Below are 16,675 nucleotides of genomic sequence, written 5' to 3' on the forward strand. Positions count from 1 at the left end.
CAAACGCCACAAGGCTTGCGCTCGTATAGGGCGATTTCAGTCACGCCTTGGAGGCCACATGCGCATTTCCGCCCTTTGCCTGTTCGTCCTGATGGCGCAGAACGCGGCGGCCGCAAGGGAGATCGAGGCGAAATCCGCCGTCGCCGCCGTCACCGTGCATCCCGACGCCGCGACGGTGACGCGCGAAGCGACGGTCGTTCTGCCGGCGGGGGCCAGCACGATCGTCTTTCGAGGATTGCCTTACGGGCTCGATCCCGCGTCGCTGCGCGTTTCGGGCGAGGGCGGCGCGCGCTTCAGCATCGGCGCCGTGGAGACGCGGCTGACGCCCGCCGACGCGAAGGCGCCCGACAGCGCCATCGCCGCACGGCTGAAGGCGCTGCGCGCCGAGCGCGACAGCGTGCAGACGAAACTCGACGCTCTCGCCGCGAAACTTGCGATGATCCTGCGCTATTCGCAGGCGAGTCCCGAAAGGCTGTCGCCTGAAACGCGCCCCATGCAGGCGAGCGAATGGAATGCGGCCTTCGAGGCCGTCGGCGCCGCGCACGCCAAGACGGGCGAGGAAATGCGGCTCGCAAGATTGCGCGCCGTGGAGCTCGACGAAGAGATCCGCTCGCTGGAAACGGGCGAAGGACGGGGCGCGCGGCGCGGTCCCGCCCGCGACGTGTCCGTTTCCATCGACGCAACGTCGGCCGGTCGCGCGCGCCTCGCATTGAGCTATCTCGCCAATGGCGCCGGCTGGACGCCCGCCTATGAGGCGCGGCTCGAAACGGGCGACGGCGCCCGCAGGCCCGCGATCGACTTCTCCCGCCGCGTCCTCGTTTCGCAGCGCACGGGCGAGGACTGGACCGATATTGCGATGACGGTCTCGACGACGCGCGCCCATCGCGGCGCCGCCGCGCCCGAAGTTGCGCCGAAGCGCGTGACATTCCTCGAAACGCCGGCGCCGTTTCCAATGGCGAAGGCCGCGCGCGGACGCATGACGATGGAAGGTGCGGCGCCGGCGCCGGCTGCGCCCGCCGTCGAAGCCGAGGACAGGAACGCCGCCCCGGAATCCGAACCCGCGCCGCAGCAGATTGCGACGCTCGACGCCGGCGCCTATCAGGCGACATACAAGATCGGCGGCGCCGTCAGCGCGCCTGGAGACGGCGCGACGAAAAGCTTCATCGTCTCGACGCGGCGGATCGAACCGAAGCTCGATATCCGCATATCTCCCGCCCTCGATCCCACGGCCTATCTCAACGCCCGTCTCGTCAACGACGAAGACGCGCCCTTGCTCCCCGGACCGCTCACCGTGCTGCGCGACGGCGTTTATGTCGGCGAAACGCGGCTGGCGCTGATCGCGCCGGGCGAAGCGGCGGATTTCGGCTTCGGCGTCGACGACAAGGTGAAGGTGACGCGCGCGCCCGTGAAGCGAAGCGAGAACGAGCCGGGCTGGTTCGGCCAGATGAAAATGGAGTTACGCGACTACAAGACGACGGTGAAGAATCTTCACGGTTTTCCCGTCGCCGTGACGGTCGTCGATCAGGTTCCCGTTTCCGAAAACTCCTCGATCGTCGTCGAGCAACTGCCGCAGACGACGCCCGCGAGCGAGAAGCAGGCCGACAGGACGCCCGGCGACAGGCGCGGCATATTGAGCTGGAGCTTCGACCTGCCGCCCGGCGCGGCAAAGGAACTGCGGCTCGCATGGCGCGTCAAATGGCCGGCGGATCGCGAGATCGTCGCTCAGCCGGCGCGCTGAGCGCGAGGGCTTGCAGGCGCCGGTCGGCGGATTATCTCAATTCGAGCGAAACCATCGTCGCAGAATGTCTCGCCTGTGCGCAGCGTCGTCGTTTCGCCAGAAAAGAACTTGGGAGAGGAACATGATTCGCAGGACATTGATCGCCCTCGTCGCAGCCGCTTTCGCGCTGGGCGTCGCGCCGAGCTTATCGCTCGCCGCCGACGAGAACCATGTCGCCGAGGCGATCACCCACACGCGCGAGGCGATCAACGACGGGTTGGACGGCAAGGCAAGCTCGCTCGTGGAGCACGCCCGGGACGCGCTGGAGCACGCCAACGCCGCTGAAAAAGAAAAATCCAACCGCTTCGTCCGCGCCGGCATCGTGCATCTGAAGCAGGCGATCAAGCATGGCGAAAAGGGCCACGCCAAGATCGCCACGCGCCATGCGAAAGAGGCGCTCGCGAAACTCGACCATGCGCCGCAATGAGTTGATGAGTATTTGACAGAAAAGGACGCCGGCGCGAAAGCCGGCGTCTTTTTATTTGGCGGCGAGCCCGTAGCGCGCGAGCGTTTCGCGCAACTGCGGCGCCGGCGCCGCGCCGCTGGTGAAGACCGCGCGTCCCGGCGCGGCGCGGGGTTCGGATTCGTCGCGGCCAAAGCGCCCGGCGAGCAACTGATCCGCGCGTCGCGCGATAGCGGGCGCCGGGTCGATCCACTCCACGGGCCAGGGCGCGAGCCTTTGGAACGCGTCGAGCAGCAGCGGATAATGGGTGCAGGCGAGAACCACGACATCCGTGCGCCGGCCGTCGCTTTCCTGAAAGCAGGGCGCGATTTCGGCGGCGATCTCCTCGTCGCAGACGCTTCCGTGATGCATGTAGTTTTCCGCGAGCCGCGCGAGAGTCGTCGAGCCGACGAGCGCCACGCGACAATCGGCGGCGAATTGCGCGATGAGATTTTGCGTATAGTCGCGCGCGACCGTGCCGGGCGTCGCGAGAACGGAAATCATCTTCGAGCGCGAATGCTCGGCAGCCGGCTTGATCGCCGGGACGGTGCCGACGAAAGGGATCTCCGGCCAGCGCGCGCGCAGACAGGGCAGCACCAGAGTCGAGGCCGTGTTGCAGGCGATGACGACCATGTCGGGCGCATGTTCGGCGATGAGGCGCTCCATCACCTTCATCACGCGATCGACGAGTTCGGGCTCCTTCCACGAGCCATAGGGAAAGCCGGCGTCGTCGGCGCAATAGACATAATCCGCGCCCGGACGGATCTTGACGATCTCGGCGAAGACGGTGAGACCGCCGAGGCCTGAGTCGAAAACGAGAATCCTGGGCGGGCGGTTCATCGAGCGTCCGGCGAACAATGCTGCGCGGCGCGAATCGTTCGCGCCGCGTCATGATAATGCGCGGGCTTTAAAAATTCAGAAGGGCAGGTTGAAGACGCGCGCGGGCGCCAGCGCGCCTTCGACGATCTCGCCGAAAGCCACCGGCACGCCGCCGCAGGCCGCATAGACCACGCCCTCATGCGGCGCGTCGCGGCCGCGAAGGATGACCGATCCGCCGCGCCGCAGCCGCGCCGCCGTGTCGCGGTCGACGATGACGCAGGGAAGCTCGGAAAGGCCCGCCTCGACGGAGAGCAGCGCCTCGCCCGCCATGTTCTGGTTCTCGATCTCGTCGAGCGTGTAGGAGTCTTCCTCGACGAACGGCCCGACGCGCGTCCGGCGCAGCGCCGTGACATGCCCGTAGCAACCGAGGAGCCGCCCGAGATCGCGGGCGATGGCGCGCACATAGGCGCCCTTGCCGCATTCCATGAAGAAAACTGTTTCGTCCGGCGTCGCCGCCTCTATCGTCAGCGAATGGATCGTCACCGCGCGGGCTTTCAGCTCCACCTGCTCGCCCTCGCGCGCGAGGTCGTAGGCGCGCTCGCCCGCGATCTTGATCGCGGAGAATTGCGGCGGCGTCTGCAGGATGTCGCCGATGAACTGCGGCAGCAACGCTTCGATGGCGGCGCGCTCGGGGCGGGCCTCGCTCGTGCGCGTGATTTCGCCGTCGGAATCGTCGGTGTTTGTCTCCGCGCCCCAGCGCACGGTGAAGCGATAGGCCTTTTCGCCGTCCTGCACGAAAGGCACGGTCTTGGTCGCCTCGCCGAAGGCGATGGGAAGTATGCCGGAGGCGAGCGGGTCGAGCGTCCCGGCGTGACCGGCCTTCTGGGCGTTGTAGACGCGCTTGAGGCGCGACACCGCCTGCGTGGAGGTCATGCCGACGGATTTGTCGAGCACCACCCATCCGTCGACGACGGCGCGATTCGATCTTTTCTGTTGTTTCATCAGGCGGCGCCGCTCTCTTGCGTGTCGTCGTCGTCGGTTGCGAGATCGCGTTTCACGCGCTCGGAGTTCAGGATCGCGTCGATGCGCGAGACCGCGTCGAAACTGTCGTCGATGCGGAAGCGAATCTCGGGGGCGAATTTGAGATTGACCTCATGGGCGATTTCCCCGCGCAGGAACCGCTTGTGGCGGTCGAGGGCGGAGATCACCTCGGGCTCGTCCTTGCCGCCGAGCGGCATGACATAGATCGTCGCGAGCTTGAGGTCGGGACTCATCTTCACGCGCGATACGGTGACCACATGCTTTTCAAGCACGGGATCGCTGATTTCTCCGCGCGACAGGAGCTGCGCGAAGGCGTGACGCACGAGTTCCGCGACGCGCAGCATGCGCTGCGACGGCTCGGCGCCGTGAGAGTGATGGGATCGGGCCATTAATTCCTCGGACGAACCGATTCTCGACGACCCCTCCCCGGCCCTCCCCCGCGTTGCGGGAGAGGGGGCAAATCGGGGGCGTCATGACGAACTGCGCTAATCTCGTTCGTTAGCGTTCCCTCGCCCGCGCGAGCGGGGGACGGAGAGTGAAGGGGCGAACCCCCGGCCTCACAGCGTCCGCTTGATCTCCTCGACGCGGTAACATTCGATCACGTCGCCCGGACGCATGTCCTGATAGTTCTCGAAGGCCATGCCGCATTCCTGGCCGGCGGTGACCTCCTTGACCTCGTCCTTGAAGCGCTTGAGCGTCGAAAGCTTGCCTTCGTGGACGACGACATTGTCGCGGATGAGGCGGACATTGGCGCCGCGCTCGACATTGCCGTCGGTGACGCGGCAGCCCGCGACCTTGCCGACCTTGGAAATGTCGAAGACCTCGAGGATCTGGGCGTTGCCGAGCATCGTCTCGCGAAGAGTCGGCGCAAGCAGCCCGGACATCGCCGCCTTAACGTCATCCACGAGATTGTAGATGATGTTGTAGTAGCGGATCTCGATGCCCGCGCGTTCGGCCGCCTCGCGCGCTTCCTTGTGGGCGCGCACGTTGAAGCCGATGACGGCGGCGCCCGAGGCTTCCGCGAGCGAGATGTCGGACTCCGAAATGCCGCCGACGCCGGCGTGCACCACGCGCGCCCCGACCTCGTCCGTGCCGAGCTTCTCCAGCGCAGCCACAATCGCTTCAACCGATCCCTGCACGTCGCCCTTGATGACGAGCGGGAACTCCTTGCGGCCCGCCGCCTTGAGCTGGCTCATCATGTCCGAGAGCGAGCCGCGCGCCGTGCCGCCGCGGGCGGCCAGCTTGTCGCGCTTCAGGCGCTCACGATATTCCGTGATCTCGCGGGCGCGGGCTTCGGACTCGACCACCGCGACGCGGTCGCCGGCCTCGGGCGTGCCGTTGAAGCCCAGAATCTCGACCGGGAAGCTTGGCCCCGCCTCCGGGCGCGTCGCGCCCTTATCGTCGAGCAGCGCGCGGACGCGGCCCCATTGCGTGCCGGCGACGATGATGTCGCCAACCCGCAGCGTGCCGCGCTGGACGAGCATCGTCGCGACCGGGCCGCGGCCCTTGTCGAGCCGCGCCTCGATGACCGTGCCTTCGGCCGGCCGGTCGGCGTTGGCCTTGAGGTCGAGCACCTCGGCCTGCAGGGCGATGGCCTCGAGCAGCCTGTCGAGATTGAGCTTCTGCTTGGCCGAGACTTCGACTTCGAGCGTCTCGCCGCCCATGCTTTCGACCTGCACCTCGTGCTGCAGCAGTTCGGTGCGCACACGTTCGGGTTTGGCGTCCGGCTTGTCGATCTTGTTGATCGCGACGATCAGCGGCACCTGCGCGGCGCGCGCATGATGGATCGCCTCGACCGTCTGGGGCATCACGCCGTCGTCGGCCGCGACAACCAGGACGACGATGTCCGTCACCTTGGCGCCGCGGGCGCGCATCGCGGTGAAGGCCGCGTGGCCGGGCGTGTCGATGAAGGTCACGGGATGACCATTGGGCGCCGTCACCTGATAGGCGCCGATATGCTGGGTGATGCCGCCAGCCTCGCCCGACACGACATTGGCCTGTCGAATGGCGTCGAGCAGCGAGGTCTTGCCGTGGTCGACGTGGCCCATGATCGTGACGACCGGGGGACGCGATACGAGGTCGCCCTCGACGTCCGGCGTGTCGAACAGGCCCTCCTCGACGTCGGACTCGGCGACGCGCTTGACCGTGTGGCCCATTTCCTCGGCCACGAGCTGCGCGGTGTCGGCGTCGATCACGTCGTTGATCTTGTGCATTTCGCCCTGCTTCATCAGCAGGCGGATCACGTCCACCGCACGCTCCGACATGCGGTTGGCGAGCTCCTGAATCGTGATCGTCTCCGGCAGCACGACTTCGCGCGAAATTTTTTCCTTCTGCTCCACCTGGCCGCGGAACAGGCGCTGCTGACGGCGCTTGAAGGAGGCCACGGAGCGCGTGCGCTCTTCGTCCGTTCCCGCCGTGGCGGTGGCGACCGTCAGTCGGCCGCGATCCTTCATGGCGCCGCCACGAGAAGGCGCGGGACGCGGGGGCGTCGGCGGCGCAAAGCCGCCGATGGTGCGCACGGGCGGGCGCTTGACGGGCGTTTCGCCCGTCGCGGCGCGGGGCGACGGCGCGGCGGAAGAGGGCGCGCGGGGCGCAGCGGCTGCGGGCGCTCTGGGCGCGGCGGGAGCCGCCGGCGCGGCCGCGGCCTCGCCGGGCAGACGACGGCGCGCTTCCTCTTCGGACTTGCGCTTTGACTCGGCCTCGCGGGCGAGGCGTTCTTCCTCCTCGCGCTTGCGGGCGTCGGCGGCGGCGCGTTCGGCGCGCTCGCGCTCCTCCCGCTCCGCGCGAGCCTTGGCCTCGGCCTCGGCGCGGCGACGGTCTTCCTCCTCGCGGGAGCGGGCGCCGACCAGCGCGCGGGCGCGGGCCTCGCGCTCCTCATCCGTCAGCGCGCGCAGCACGACGCCGGATCCGGACCTTTGCGCGGGCGCCGGACGTGAACTCTCCTGCCTCGGCGGCGGCGCCGCAGGGGCGGCCGCGGCCGGCGCAGCCGGCGTCGCCGGCTTTGCAGGGGGCTCGCCGCTTCCGGGCGCGCGCCGCTTCACCTTCTCGACCACGACCACTTTCGAGCGGCCATGGGAGAAGCTCTGGCGCACCATGCCCTGTTCTCCGGCCGGCCGCTGCTTCAGATGCAACGTCTTCGACGGAGCGACGGTCAAAGTCTTGTCGCCGCTATTCTCGCTCTCACTCATCCGGCTTCCGATCCTGGGCCTTTTCCAGCCCGATAAATTCCAGTTCCTCGTCCGGCCGCTCGCCAGCGCCCGTCAACTCATCCCGCGCGATCGGCGCGTTTTCCGGCGCGCCGTCGAGTCCAACGCCCCGGTAAGCCGCCAAACGACGGCATCGCGCAAGAAAGCTCTCCGCCGGCCCACCCGCGCCAAGCGCTGCATGTATCACATTTGTGCGTCCCAAAGCCAAATCCAATTGGCTCGACGTAAATAAGCCGACGACCGGCGGCCCTCCCGCCCCTTGTGACCCATCGGGATCGCCGGCGCGCCGCGCGTTTTGCCGCAGCTTGCGCTTGCCGTCCATCCCGCCGTCGCTGGCTTCGATCAGCGCCGCCGTTCCGCGCCTGGCCAGCGCGTCGGCGACCTTGTTGAAGCCCGTCACGACCGCGCCCGCCTTGTTGGCGAGGGCCAGCATTTGCAGGCAATCGGCCTCGAGCAGGCGATCGACGTCCTGGGCGAGCTGCGGCGGGGCCTCGACCTTTTCCTTCAGCCCGCGCGAGAAAAGGCTTTTCTTCGCCGCCTGCGCGACCAGATCGGCGCGCGCGCCGACCCAGACGCCGCGGCCCGGAAGGCGCGCGCGAATGTCCGGCGCAATCACGCCGTCCGGTCCGCGCACGAAGCGGATCATCGTCTCCGGCGACGCCTTGCGCCGCGTGACGATGCAGGTCCGCTCGGAACCTTCCGCCTCTTCTTCTCTGGTCGCCCTGTCGATCAATGCTGCTCTTCGCCCTCCACGGCCGCCTCGGTCTCAGCCTCGGGCGCCGGTTTCTCGATCCAGCCGACGCGCACGCGGGCGGCCATGATCATCGCCTCGGCCTCTTCGCGCGAGAGTTCGATACCCTCGAAGAAGCCTTCGTGCTTCGTGGTCTCGCCGTCCTTCTTCTCGCTCCAGCCGACGAGGTCGTCCGGCACGCAGCCGGCGAAGTCCTCCATCGTCTTCACGTCGTTCTCGCCGAGCCTGACCATCATCGCGGTGGTCATGCCGTCGATCTCGCGCAATTCGTCGGAGACGCCGAGTTCGACGCGGCGGGCTTCGTTTTCGGCCTCGAGCTTGTCGAGATAGGCGCGCGCGCGGTTCTGGATCTCGGTCGCCGTGTCCTCGTCGAAGCCTTCGATCGACGCGAGCTCGCTGAGCTCCACATAGGCGAGGTCCTCGACGGAGCGGAAACCTTCCGACGCCAGCAGGCGGCCGACCACTTCGTCGACGTCGATCGCCGTCATGAAAGTGTTGGTGCGCTCGACAAATTCCTTCTGCCGGCGCTCGGACTCCTCGGCCTCGGTCAGTATGTCGATATCCCAGCCGGTAAGCTGCGAGGCGAGGCGCACATTCTGGCCGCGGCGGCCGATGGCGAGCGACAGCTGGTCGTCCGGCACGACGACCTCGATGCGCGAGGAGTCCTCGTCGAGCACCACCTTCACCACTTCGGCCGGCTGCAGCGCATTGACGATGAAGGTCGCGGCGTCCACCGACCACGGAATGATGTCGATGCGCTCGCCCTGAAGCTCCTGCACCACCGCCTGCACGCGCGAACCGCGCATGCCGACGCAGGCGCCGACAGGATCGATCGACGAATCGCGCGAAACGACGGCGATCTTGGCGCGCGAGCCCGGGTCGCGGGCGACCGACTTCACCTCGATCACGCCGTCGTAGATCTCCGGCACTTCCTGCTTGAACAGTTTCGCCATGAATTGCGGATGGGTGCGCGACAGGAAGATCTGCGGCCCGCGCTGCTCGCGGCGAACGTCGTAGACGTAAGCGCGCGCGCGGTCGCCGGGGCGAAACATTTCGCGCGGGATCATCTCGTCGCGGCGGATCACGCCTTCGCCGCGGCCGAGATCGATGATCACATTGCCATATTCGACGCGCTTGACGACGCCGTTGACGATCTCGCCGATGCGGTCCTTGAATTCCTCGTACTGGCGGTCGCGCTCGGCCTCGCGCACCTTCTGCACGATGATCTGCTTGGCGGACTGCGCGGCGATGCGCCCGAAATCGAAGGGCGGCAGCGTCTCGGAAATCCAGTCGCCGGCCTGCGCCGCCGGGTTGCGCTTGCGCGCGTCCTCGATCGCAATCTGCGTCGCGTCGTTCTCGACCTTGTCGACCACCTCGAGCAGGCGGGAGAAGCGCACTTCGCCCGTGCGGGGATTGATCTCGGCGCGAACCTCGGTCTCCTGCCCGTAGCGTGAGCGCGCCGCCTTCTGCAGCGCGTCCTCCATCGAGGCAATCACGATGCTGCGATCGATCGACTTTTCGCGCGCGACCGCGTCGGCGATCTGCAGAATTTCAAGTCGGTTGGCGCTGACGGCCATGGGTCAGTCTCCCTCGGAGCGGGTCGCGCGGGGTTTTGTCGGCCCGCCGCCCTTTTTGAATTGCGTTTGCACGCCGGCGGGAACCAGCGGTTTAGGCTTTTGCCTGTTCGGGCCGCGGAAACGGCCCGGTCCGCGGCGGGGGCGCTCGTCCTCGTCCGCCGCGTCTTCTTCTTCACCGGCCGCCTGCTGGAGCTTGCCGGCGCGCAGCGACTCGCGGATCAGCGCCTCGGTCAGCATCAGCTTGCCCTCGTCGAGATCGGCGAGCGGCAGGACAACGGTTTTCTCTTCGTCGGAACGCGCGTCGAGGCGCTCCAGAGTCAGTTTCGCGTTGCGGCCTTCGCCTTCGACCGCCTGAATAACGCCGCGAAAGCGCTTGCGGCCCGATTCGACCGGATGGGTCAGCTCTATCCGCGCCTCATGCCCGACGGCGCGGGCGAAATCTGAGACGCGCACCAGCGGCCGATCGACCCCCGGCGACGAGATTTCGAGGCGATATTCATTGGCGATGACGTCGGCGACATCGAGTTCCGGCGACAACGCCTGGCTCGCCGCCTCGCAATCGTCGATGGTCATGGTTCCGTCGGGCCGCTCCGCCATGATCTGAAGGGTCTGGCCGTTCTGCTGCAAGAGCCGCACGCGAACGAGACGGAAGCCGAGCTGCGCCAGCACCGGCTCGGCGAGATGCGCCACGCGCGCGGCGACGCCCGTCTCGGAGACGAGACGCGGCTCGTCCAGCGGGGCGTCGATGTTTGCGGCGTCGTTCTGCGTCAAGCCCTGGTCCTGCGCTTTCGGGTCCGCCAAACAAAAAAGAGCGGGTCCCCGAGGGGCCCACTCTCAATCGGCGATCACCCGAGAATGATCGTTTATGAGATGGAATTTGGGGCCTTATACACCTGAAGGGCGACGGAACGCAAGGAAAACCGCCGAGCCGCCGAGCGCCTCACCTTACGTCGATTTCCGTCTCGACGATATGCCGCAGCGGCGTGCCATCGGCCTGCAGCGTCATGCGCAATTTCAGCTTGCCGCCGGGTATGTCGTGTTCACGCACCACGCGCTCGATTTCCCGCTGCGAGGTGACGCCGACTTCCTTGAGAAACTTGCGCACGGCCATGTTGAAAAAATCTTCGTCCATGCCGCATCTCCGGCGTTACGAAACCTCTCGGTAACTATCGCCCGTCGGAACCACTTCAATCCGCGTGGCGCAAAAGAGCGGCGGCGTCCCGTTCTTCGAAGGTCGCCTTCGCATCGACGCATTGCGCCGCAACCGCGAAATGAAACAATCCCCGCCGCCAATGCGCGGCGCTCCAATTTTGCGCCGAGCCGTCGCGCATCGTGACGCGCGGCGGATCGAACGCCACGGCGAAACTGTCCAGCGCCCGCACGAGCCCCTGGCCGGTCGCCTTCACGACCGCCTCTTTCAGCGTCCAGATCGCGAAAAACGCCTCGCGGCGCGCGTCGCCGTCCAGGGCGCGGAGCAGCGCGACCTCCTCGGGCGAGAAGAAGCGTTCGGCGACTTTCATGTTGTCGGCGCGACGGTCCGCCGACTCCGCATCGACGCCGATCTCGAGGCCCTCCGTGACCGCCACGGCCGCCATGCCGCGCGTATGCGTCAGGCTGAAGCGCAGATCGCGCGGCGGATCGACGAGATAGGGCTTGCCCCGGGCCGCCGCGGCGAAGCGCCAGTCCTGCGGAGGCCGGTCCGCGCGTTTCGAGAGTTCCGCGCGCAGCAGGGCGTGGGCGGCGACATAAGATCGCCGGTCGTCTTCGAAATGAAAGCGCGCGGCCCGCGCGCGCTCGTCCTCGTCCAGCATCGCGGCGAGCGCCGGCCACTCTTCGGGCGCAACGCCCGAAACCTCCAGCGCCCGGACCGCGACCTTCACGCTCAGGAGACGCCGAGCTTCTTCTGCAAATTGGTGGAAGAGGTCGTGTACTGGAACAAAAGCTTCTTCTCGGGATAGATGTAGCGATGCGCCTTCTGCGCCGCGAGCGCGCCCTCGTGGAACCCCGAGAGAATGAGCTTCAGCTTGCCCGGATAATAATTGATGTCGCCGACCGCGAAGATGCCCGGGTGGCTGGTCTCGAACTTCTCCGTATCGACCGGGATGAGATTCTCGTTGAGATTGAGCCCCCAGTCGGCGACGGGGCCGAGCTTCATGGTGAGGCCGAAGAAGGGCATCAGCCGCTCGCAGGAGAGCTTCTCCTCGGCGCCGTCGTTGCCCTTCAGCGTCGCATGGGTCATCTCGCCGTCGGCGCCCTCGACCGCCGTGATCTGACCGAGCCTGAAGCTGATCTTGCCGGCCGCCACCAGCTCCTGCATCGCCGACACCGAATGCGGCGCGGCGCGGAAGGCGTCGCGGCGATGGACGAGGGTGAGGCTCTTCGCCACGGGCTGAAGGTTCAGCGTCCAGTCGAGCGCCGAATCGCCGCCGCCGACGATCACGACGTCCCTGTCGCGGAAATCCTCCATCCGGCGCACGGCGTAGAAGACCGACTTGCCCTCATAGCTCTCGATGTTCGGGATCGGGGGCTTCTTGGGCTGGAAGGAGCCGCCCCCGGCCGCGACGATCACGACCTTGGCGTGAAAAACCTTGCCCGCGTCGGTGGTGACGCGGAAGGAGGGCTTCTCCGCCGTGCCGAGCGACGTCAGCGTCTCGACCATTTCGTTGAAATGGAAGGTCGGATGGAAGGGTTCGATCTGCTTGAGGAGATTGTCGGTCAGCTCCTGGCCGGTGACGATCGGCAGGCCGGGAATGTCGTAGATCGGCTTCTCGGGATAGAGCTCCGAGCACTGTCCGCCGGCGCGCGGCAGAATATCGATGACATGCGACCTGATGTCGAGCAGTCCCAGTTCGAACACCGCGAAAAGGCCGGCCGGGCCGGCGCCGACGATGACGACATCGGTTTCGATCGCGGCTTCGTTGAGCTGGTTCATGGCGAGATCCTTAACGACTTTCTCAATGGGCGGACAGCGCCGCGCCGCGCCGGTCGGTCGGGGAATCAATCACGAACCGTCGCGAGGGATCGGGGGCGCAGACGTTTGCTATCGCGGGCGCAACCGGCCGACCGGCGGATGCTCGATCCGCCGCGCAAGGTTCGTCTATAGCATTTGTCGGGCGATGCAACACGAATCCGCTGCGGCGGGTTTGCGCCGCAGCCGGAGCGTCAGCCCTGCTGGGCGGGAGTGGTCACCACGAGGCCGTCAAGCTCGGGACGGACCGTGATCTGGCAGCACAGGCGGGAGTTCGGCTTCACGTCGAAGGCGAAGTCGAGCATATCCTCTTCCATCTGCGACGGCTTGCCGGCCTTTTCCGTCCAGTTTTCGTCGACATAGACATGGCAGGTGGCGCAGGCGCAGGCGCCGCCGCATTCTGCGGCGATCTCGGGAATGTCGTTGCGGCGCGCGGTCTCCATCACAGTGGAGCCCACTTCGCCCTCCACCGTGCGCGCCTGACCCTGGGAATCGACGAAGGTGATCTTCACCTTGGTCGGCGCGCCGCCGCCCGGTTCGGCACCGTAGCGGGCCACTGTGTCGTGGAAGTTCATTTTCACCATGACGCCTGTCTCTTCCCTGTGAGATCGCCGGCCGCGCCGGGCCAAGCCGATTTTTCATAGCCCCGACGCAGCCTTGCCCGCCGTTCGGCCGCGTCGGACACAGCTCGATGCTTTGCCGTTCGATTAGCATCCGGCCGTTTGCCGCGCTAGCCCCTTGCGCAACTTGCGTGCAATCGCGGCGGCGGCGCCCGACGAATCCCCGGGGAGGAGCTGCGGACGGGCGCGATTCCCTGTGCAATGCTATCAAGCGCTCAGGTCGACGTTTTGCGAAAAAGTTGAGGCGAACCTGATGAGCGATGTCGCAGTTGCATTCCGCGACGCGGACGGCCCCATGCAGGCCGATCTCCTGCACTGTCTCGATTTCATGAATGGATTGCCGTTCTTCAGGGCCTACAAGGCCAATACATGGGACGCGCTCGAGATAACGGGGAAAAAGCGAATCCTGGATGTCGCCTGTGGCGTGGGCTTCGACGTCATCGAAATGGCTAAACTTTTTCCGCAGGCGGAATTTGTCGGCGTCGACAGGAGCGAAAGTTTTCTCGGCGTCGCGAGATCGAGGGCCGCCCATCTGCCCAACGCCAGCTTTTTCAGCGGCGACGCGGTCCGCCTGTCCTTTCCGGACGATAGTTTCCACGCCGCGAGAATCGATCGGTCGCTTCAGCACATGACGTCCCCCCTCGCCGCGATCGAAGAAATGATTCGCGTGACCCGGTCGGGCGGCCGGATCGTCGCTTCGGAGCCGGATTGGGGAACCTTCTTTTTATTCAACGGCGACGACGAGGCCGGCGCGAGGATGGCGGGAAAATGGCTGGAATCGATCGCCAACCCCCATATGGGGCGGGAAATCGGCCAGCTGTTCGAAAAATCCGGCGTCGAGGAAATCCGCTGGCGCGCGCGGGCGCTCGTCCTGACGCGACTCGACGACGCGAACGTCGTTTTCGATCTGCCCAGATTGAAGAAGAATTGCGTCGCGGCGGGCGTATTGTCCGCGCAGGAAGCAGATGACTGGCAGGCCGCCGCCGAGAGGGCGTCCGGGAAGGGAACTTTTCTCGCCTGTCTGAATATTTTCGAATGCAAGGGGGTGGTTCGGAAGTAGTTACATCCTCCCTCGCGCCCAGACTGCAATTCGCGCCGCCACAGTCGCCGACGCCTCGCCGAGCGCATGGACGGCGGGAGCGCCGGTGTGCTCGGGCGCCGGCGCCTCGGCGGTGAAGAGCTGGGCCGCCCGGGTCGCGCCGTTCGACTCGCTGACGAGCCTCGCCTCGATCTCGACGACGGCGATGCTGCGCGCGACGTCGATCTCGAACCGGCGGATATCGGTCGCAAGCGCGGCTGTCGCGCCGAGGCTGATCTGCCCGGCGGGGACGCCGGCGCGCTGCATGGCCTCGATCAGGCGGTTCTGGAAAAGCCGCGGCAGGCGCTCCGACCATTGCACGCCCGGCAGAACCGACACGCTGCCGTCCACGTCCCGCACGACGACCCTGTCGGAGCCTGTCGGCTGGACGGCGGCCGGCTCCCGCACGATCAGCGCGGGGCCCGACCTGAGCGGCGCGGCCCGCGCAGCCGAAACCGCGCCGGCGAGATCGAATGTCTGGCGGGGGGGCTGGGCGCAGCCGGCAAGCGCAAGCGCAAAGAGGACCAGCGCCCCCACCGCACCGCCGCGCGCCGTGCTGAACCCCTCGATCTCCATGCCGCCCCGTCGCCCCGTCTTCACATGCGGGCCATTTCGGCGCGCCATGGTCCTATTATCCAATTCGCCCAAAGACTTGAAGACGCCTTATCGCCCCTGATACTCCGGCACGGTCTGAGACGGACCGAAGATGAATTGCGACGGGTCCTTCTCGATCGAACGCAGGGTCCGGTCGAGCGTGTCGACAGCCTTGCGGCCGTCGACGGCGAGCGCCTCGTACTGGCGCAGGCCCGTGGCTGAGAATTTGTTGATGTTGGCGGAAGCGCCGGCGATGTTGCCGGTAATCTCCTTGATCTTGCGCGGATCGATCGCCTTGAGCCTCGCCTCTCCGGCCGCGAGCACCTTGTCGAGCCGCGCCGCAACGGGCTTCAGCGAATGGGCGACGTCGGCGGCGTCGCGCATGAAGGCCGTCACCGCGCTCGAATTATCGGCGAGCGTCTTGGTGAAGGTCTCGGCGTTCTTCAACGTCGCGGTGATCGAGTCGCTGTTCTGGTCGAGGAGTTTGTCGAGCTTCACCAGAACTTCGGCGGCTTTCGTCGAGAGATGCTGCACATTGCCGAGCAGATTCTGGATTTCCGAGCGTTCGGCCTGAATCTGCGGATAGCGCTGGCCCGGTTGCGCGACGAGCTTGGGCGCGCGGGGCGTTCCGCCGACGAGCAGCACGTCGGCGACGCCGGTGAAGCCGCGGGTTTCCAGGCGCGCGCGCGTATCGGTCTTGACCGGCGTCCTGTTGTCGATCTTGACCTCGACGTCGACCTTGCTCGGATCGCTCTCCGATATGGCGAGATGCGTCACCTCGCCGACCTTGACGCCGTTGAACAGAACGCCCGAGCCGCGGGTCAGACCTGACACCGCGCCCGAGAAGACGATCTGATAGGTCTCCTGCCGGCCGATCTGGCTCGGGCCGGAGAACCAGTAGACGAAGCCGAAGGCCGCGAAGGCGATCGCCAGCGTGAAGGCGCCGATCAGGGCGTAATTGGCGCGGGTTTCCATTCTTCGTCCTCTTGGTCGGCGATCGTGGCGGTCAGTCTTCCGCCGCGAACGCCGTGGAAATAGGCGCGCAGCCAGGGATGGTCGGATGCGAGCAGGCTCGGCAGCGGACCGGCGGCGATCACTCGCCCTTCGGCCAGCGCCGCGACCCTGTCGCAGATGGAGTAAAGGCTGTCGAGATCATGCGTCACCATGAAGACCGTCAGCCCGAGCGTCTGCTGCAGCGTCGCGATGAGGTCGTCGAACTCTGCGGCCCCGATCGGGTCGAGGCCCGAGGTCGGCTCGTCCAGAAAGACGAGTTCCGGGTCCAGCGCCAGCGCGCGCGCCAGCGCGGCGCGCTTCACCATGCCGCCCGACAATTCCGACGGAAATTTGTCGGCGGCGTCCGGCTTGAGACCGACGAGCTCGATCTTGAGCATGGCGAGCTCGTCCATCAGCCGGGGCGAAAGGTCGCGCGTCTCGCGCATCGGCATCTGGATGTTCTGTTTCACGGTCAGGCCGGAGAACAGCGCGCCATTCTGAAACAGCACGCCCCAGCGCTGCTCCAGCGCCCGTCGCGCCGCGGGCGGCAATGCGTCCCGGTTCTGACCAAAGATGCGGATCGAGCCCGCGCGCGTCGGCACGAGGCCGAGGATCGCGCGCATCAGCACGGATTTGCCCTGACCCGAGCCGCCCACGAAACCCAGCACCTCGCCGCGATAGACGTCGAGGTTCAGGCCATTCATGACGAGTTTTTCGCCGAAGCCCACGACGAGATCGCGCACGCTGATGATGACGCCGCTCGTCGCCGTCTGCAGCGCGTCCCGTGTGTTTGCGGAGAGGTTCGTCAT

Annotated in this window: 17 protein-coding genes; 3 read left to right on the top strand and 14 right to left on the bottom strand. The window is 66.7% G+C overall.

Annotated features, from left to right (window positions below; genetic code table 11):
- Positions 1-58: 58 nt before the first annotated feature.
- Entirely contained in the window at positions 59-1,738 is a 1,680-nt protein-coding gene (locus MET49242_RS14085; RefSeq protein ID WP_051134208.1) for a mucoidy inhibitor MuiA family protein, read from the top strand.
- A 121-nt stretch (positions 1,739-1,859) separates the two neighbouring features.
- Positions 1,860-2,204, top strand: coding sequence for a small metal-binding protein SmbP (gene smbP / locus MET49242_RS14090; protein ID WP_036283757.1), 345 nt, complete (start codon positions 1,860-1,862; stop codon positions 2,202-2,204).
- A 51-nt stretch (positions 2,205-2,255) separates the two neighbouring features.
- Here smbP and murI read toward each other — a convergent pair whose 3' ends face one another.
- The 11 genes from murI to MET49242_RS14145 form a co-directional block, all read right to left on the bottom strand.
- A complete protein-coding gene (gene murI, locus MET49242_RS14095) occupies positions 2,256-3,059 on the bottom strand; it encodes a glutamate racemase (protein ID WP_036283760.1) in 804 nt (267 codons plus the stop codon).
- 75 nt (positions 3,060-3,134) lie between these two features.
- Positions 3,135-4,040, bottom strand: a complete 906-nt coding sequence (gene truB / locus MET49242_RS14100) for a tRNA pseudouridine(55) synthase TruB (RefSeq protein ID WP_036283762.1) — start codon at positions 4,038-4,040, stop codon at positions 3,135-3,137.
- Entirely contained in the window at positions 4,040-4,468 is a 429-nt protein-coding gene (gene rbfA / locus MET49242_RS14105) for a 30S ribosome-binding factor RbfA (protein WP_036283764.1), read from the bottom strand. Before rbfA ends, truB begins: the two co-directional genes overlap by 1 nt.
- 168 nt (positions 4,469-4,636) lie before the next feature.
- Positions 4,637-7,267, bottom strand: a complete 2,631-nt coding sequence (infB, locus tag MET49242_RS14110; RefSeq protein WP_036283767.1) for a translation initiation factor IF-2 — start codon at positions 7,265-7,267, stop codon at positions 4,637-4,639.
- The gene (locus tag MET49242_RS14115; protein WP_036283770.1) at positions 7,260-8,018 is read right to left on the bottom strand and encodes an RNA-binding protein; all 759 of its coding nucleotides are present in this window, start codon (positions 8,016-8,018) and stop codon (positions 7,260-7,262) included. The genes infB and MET49242_RS14115 overlap by 8 nt, the downstream gene beginning before the upstream one ends.
- Positions 8,015-9,613 (bottom strand): transcription termination factor NusA, encoded by a 1,599-nt coding sequence (gene nusA, locus MET49242_RS14120; RefSeq protein WP_036283773.1) that lies wholly within the window; start codon positions 9,611-9,613, stop codon positions 8,015-8,017. The genes MET49242_RS14115 and nusA overlap by 4 nt, the downstream gene beginning before the upstream one ends.
- Positions 9,614-9,616: 3 nt before the next feature.
- Positions 9,617-10,384: a ribosome maturation factor RimP gene (gene rimP / locus MET49242_RS14125; protein ID WP_036288175.1), complete on the bottom strand. Its 768-nt coding sequence runs from the start codon at positions 10,382-10,384 to the stop codon at positions 9,617-9,619.
- Positions 10,385-10,553: 169 nt separating this feature from the next.
- Positions 10,554-10,745 (bottom strand): DUF6494 family protein, encoded by a 192-nt coding sequence (locus tag MET49242_RS14130; RefSeq protein ID WP_036283776.1) that lies wholly within the window; start codon positions 10,743-10,745, stop codon positions 10,554-10,556.
- 55 nt (positions 10,746-10,800) lie between these two features.
- A complete protein-coding gene (locus MET49242_RS14135) occupies positions 10,801-11,493 on the bottom strand; it encodes a 4'-phosphopantetheinyl transferase superfamily protein (RefSeq protein ID WP_144259627.1) in 693 nt (230 codons plus the stop codon).
- A gap of 2 nt (positions 11,494-11,495) precedes the next feature.
- Positions 11,496-12,545: an NAD(P)/FAD-dependent oxidoreductase gene (locus tag MET49242_RS14140; RefSeq protein ID WP_036288181.1), complete on the bottom strand. Its 1,050-nt coding sequence runs from the start codon at positions 12,543-12,545 to the stop codon at positions 11,496-11,498.
- A gap of 230 nt (positions 12,546-12,775) precedes the next feature.
- A complete protein-coding gene (locus tag MET49242_RS14145; RefSeq protein ID WP_227966278.1) occupies positions 12,776-13,165 on the bottom strand; it encodes a 2Fe-2S iron-sulfur cluster-binding protein in 390 nt (129 codons plus the stop codon).
- Between the two features lie 289 nt (positions 13,166-13,454).
- Between MET49242_RS14145 and MET49242_RS14150 the strand changes: the two genes are divergently transcribed.
- Positions 13,455-14,261, top strand: a complete 807-nt coding sequence (locus tag MET49242_RS14150) for a methyltransferase domain-containing protein (RefSeq protein WP_036283779.1) — start codon at positions 13,455-13,457, stop codon at positions 14,259-14,261.
- On the opposite strand, the gene MET49242_RS14155 is transcribed toward MET49242_RS14150, so the two are convergent.
- The 3 genes from MET49242_RS14155 to MET49242_RS14165 are packed head-to-tail and all read right to left on the bottom strand — an operon-like array spanning position 14,262 to position 16,675.
- The gene (locus MET49242_RS14155; protein ID WP_051134210.1) at positions 14,262-14,903 is read right to left on the bottom strand and encodes an ABC-type transport auxiliary lipoprotein family protein; all 642 of its coding nucleotides are present in this window, start codon (positions 14,901-14,903) and stop codon (positions 14,262-14,264) included.
- A 39-nt stretch (positions 14,904-14,942) separates the two neighbouring features.
- Positions 14,943-15,848, bottom strand: a complete 906-nt coding sequence (locus MET49242_RS14160) for an MlaD family protein (RefSeq protein ID WP_036283782.1) — start codon at positions 15,846-15,848, stop codon at positions 14,943-14,945.
- Positions 15,821-16,675, bottom strand: a complete 855-nt coding sequence (locus tag MET49242_RS14165) for an ABC transporter ATP-binding protein (RefSeq protein ID WP_036288190.1) — start codon at positions 16,673-16,675, stop codon at positions 15,821-15,823. Before MET49242_RS14165 ends, MET49242_RS14160 begins: the two co-directional genes overlap by 28 nt.

This window comes from Methylocystis sp. ATCC 49242 (assembly GCF_000188155.2).
Classification (GTDB): domain Bacteria; phylum Pseudomonadota; class Alphaproteobacteria; order Rhizobiales; family Beijerinckiaceae; genus Methylocystis.

Bases quoted from the DNA above. Each gene is read 5' to 3' on its own strand.
- MET49242_RS14155 (WP_051134210.1), bottom strand. From the start codon at position 14,903: ATGGCGCGCCGAAATGGCCCGCATGTGAAGACGGGGCGACGGGGCGGC.
- infB (WP_036283767.1), bottom strand. From the start codon at position 7,267: ATGAGTGAGAGCGAGAATAGCGGCGACAAGACTTTGACCGTCGCTCCG.
- MET49242_RS14160 (WP_036283782.1), bottom strand. From the start codon at position 15,848: ATGGAAACCCGCGCCAATTACGCCCTGATCGGCGCCTTCACGCTGGCG.
- MET49242_RS14085 (WP_051134208.1), top strand. From the start codon at position 59: ATGCGCATTTCCGCCCTTTGCCTGTTCGTCCTGATGGCGCAGAACGCG.
- smbP (WP_036283757.1), top strand. From the start codon at position 1,860: ATGATTCGCAGGACATTGATCGCCCTCGTCGCAGCCGCTTTCGCGCTG.
- murI (WP_036283760.1), bottom strand. From the start codon at position 3,059: ATGAACCGCCCGCCCAGGATTCTCGTTTTCGACTCAGGCCTCGGCGGT.
- MET49242_RS14130 (WP_036283776.1), bottom strand. From the start codon at position 10,745: ATGGACGAAGATTTTTTCAACATGGCCGTGCGCAAGTTTCTCAAGGAA.
- rbfA (WP_036283764.1), bottom strand. From the start codon at position 4,468: ATGGCCCGATCCCATCACTCTCACGGCGCCGAGCCGTCGCAGCGCATG.
- nusA (WP_036283773.1), bottom strand. From the start codon at position 9,613: ATGGCCGTCAGCGCCAACCGACTTGAAATTCTGCAGATCGCCGACGCG.
- MET49242_RS14150 (WP_036283779.1), top strand. From the start codon at position 13,455: ATGAGCGATGTCGCAGTTGCATTCCGCGACGCGGACGGCCCCATGCAG.
- truB (WP_036283762.1), bottom strand. From the start codon at position 4,040: ATGAAACAACAGAAAAGATCGAATCGCGCCGTCGTCGACGGATGGGTG.
- MET49242_RS14165 (WP_036288190.1), bottom strand. From the start codon at position 16,675: ATGACGAACCTCTCCGCAAACACACGGGACGCGCTGCAGACGGCGACG.
- MET49242_RS14140 (WP_036288181.1), bottom strand. From the start codon at position 12,545: ATGAACCAGCTCAACGAAGCCGCGATCGAAACCGATGTCGTCATCGTC.
- MET49242_RS14145 (WP_227966278.1), bottom strand. From the start codon at position 13,165: ATGGTGAAAATGAACTTCCACGACACAGTGGCCCGCTACGGTGCCGAA.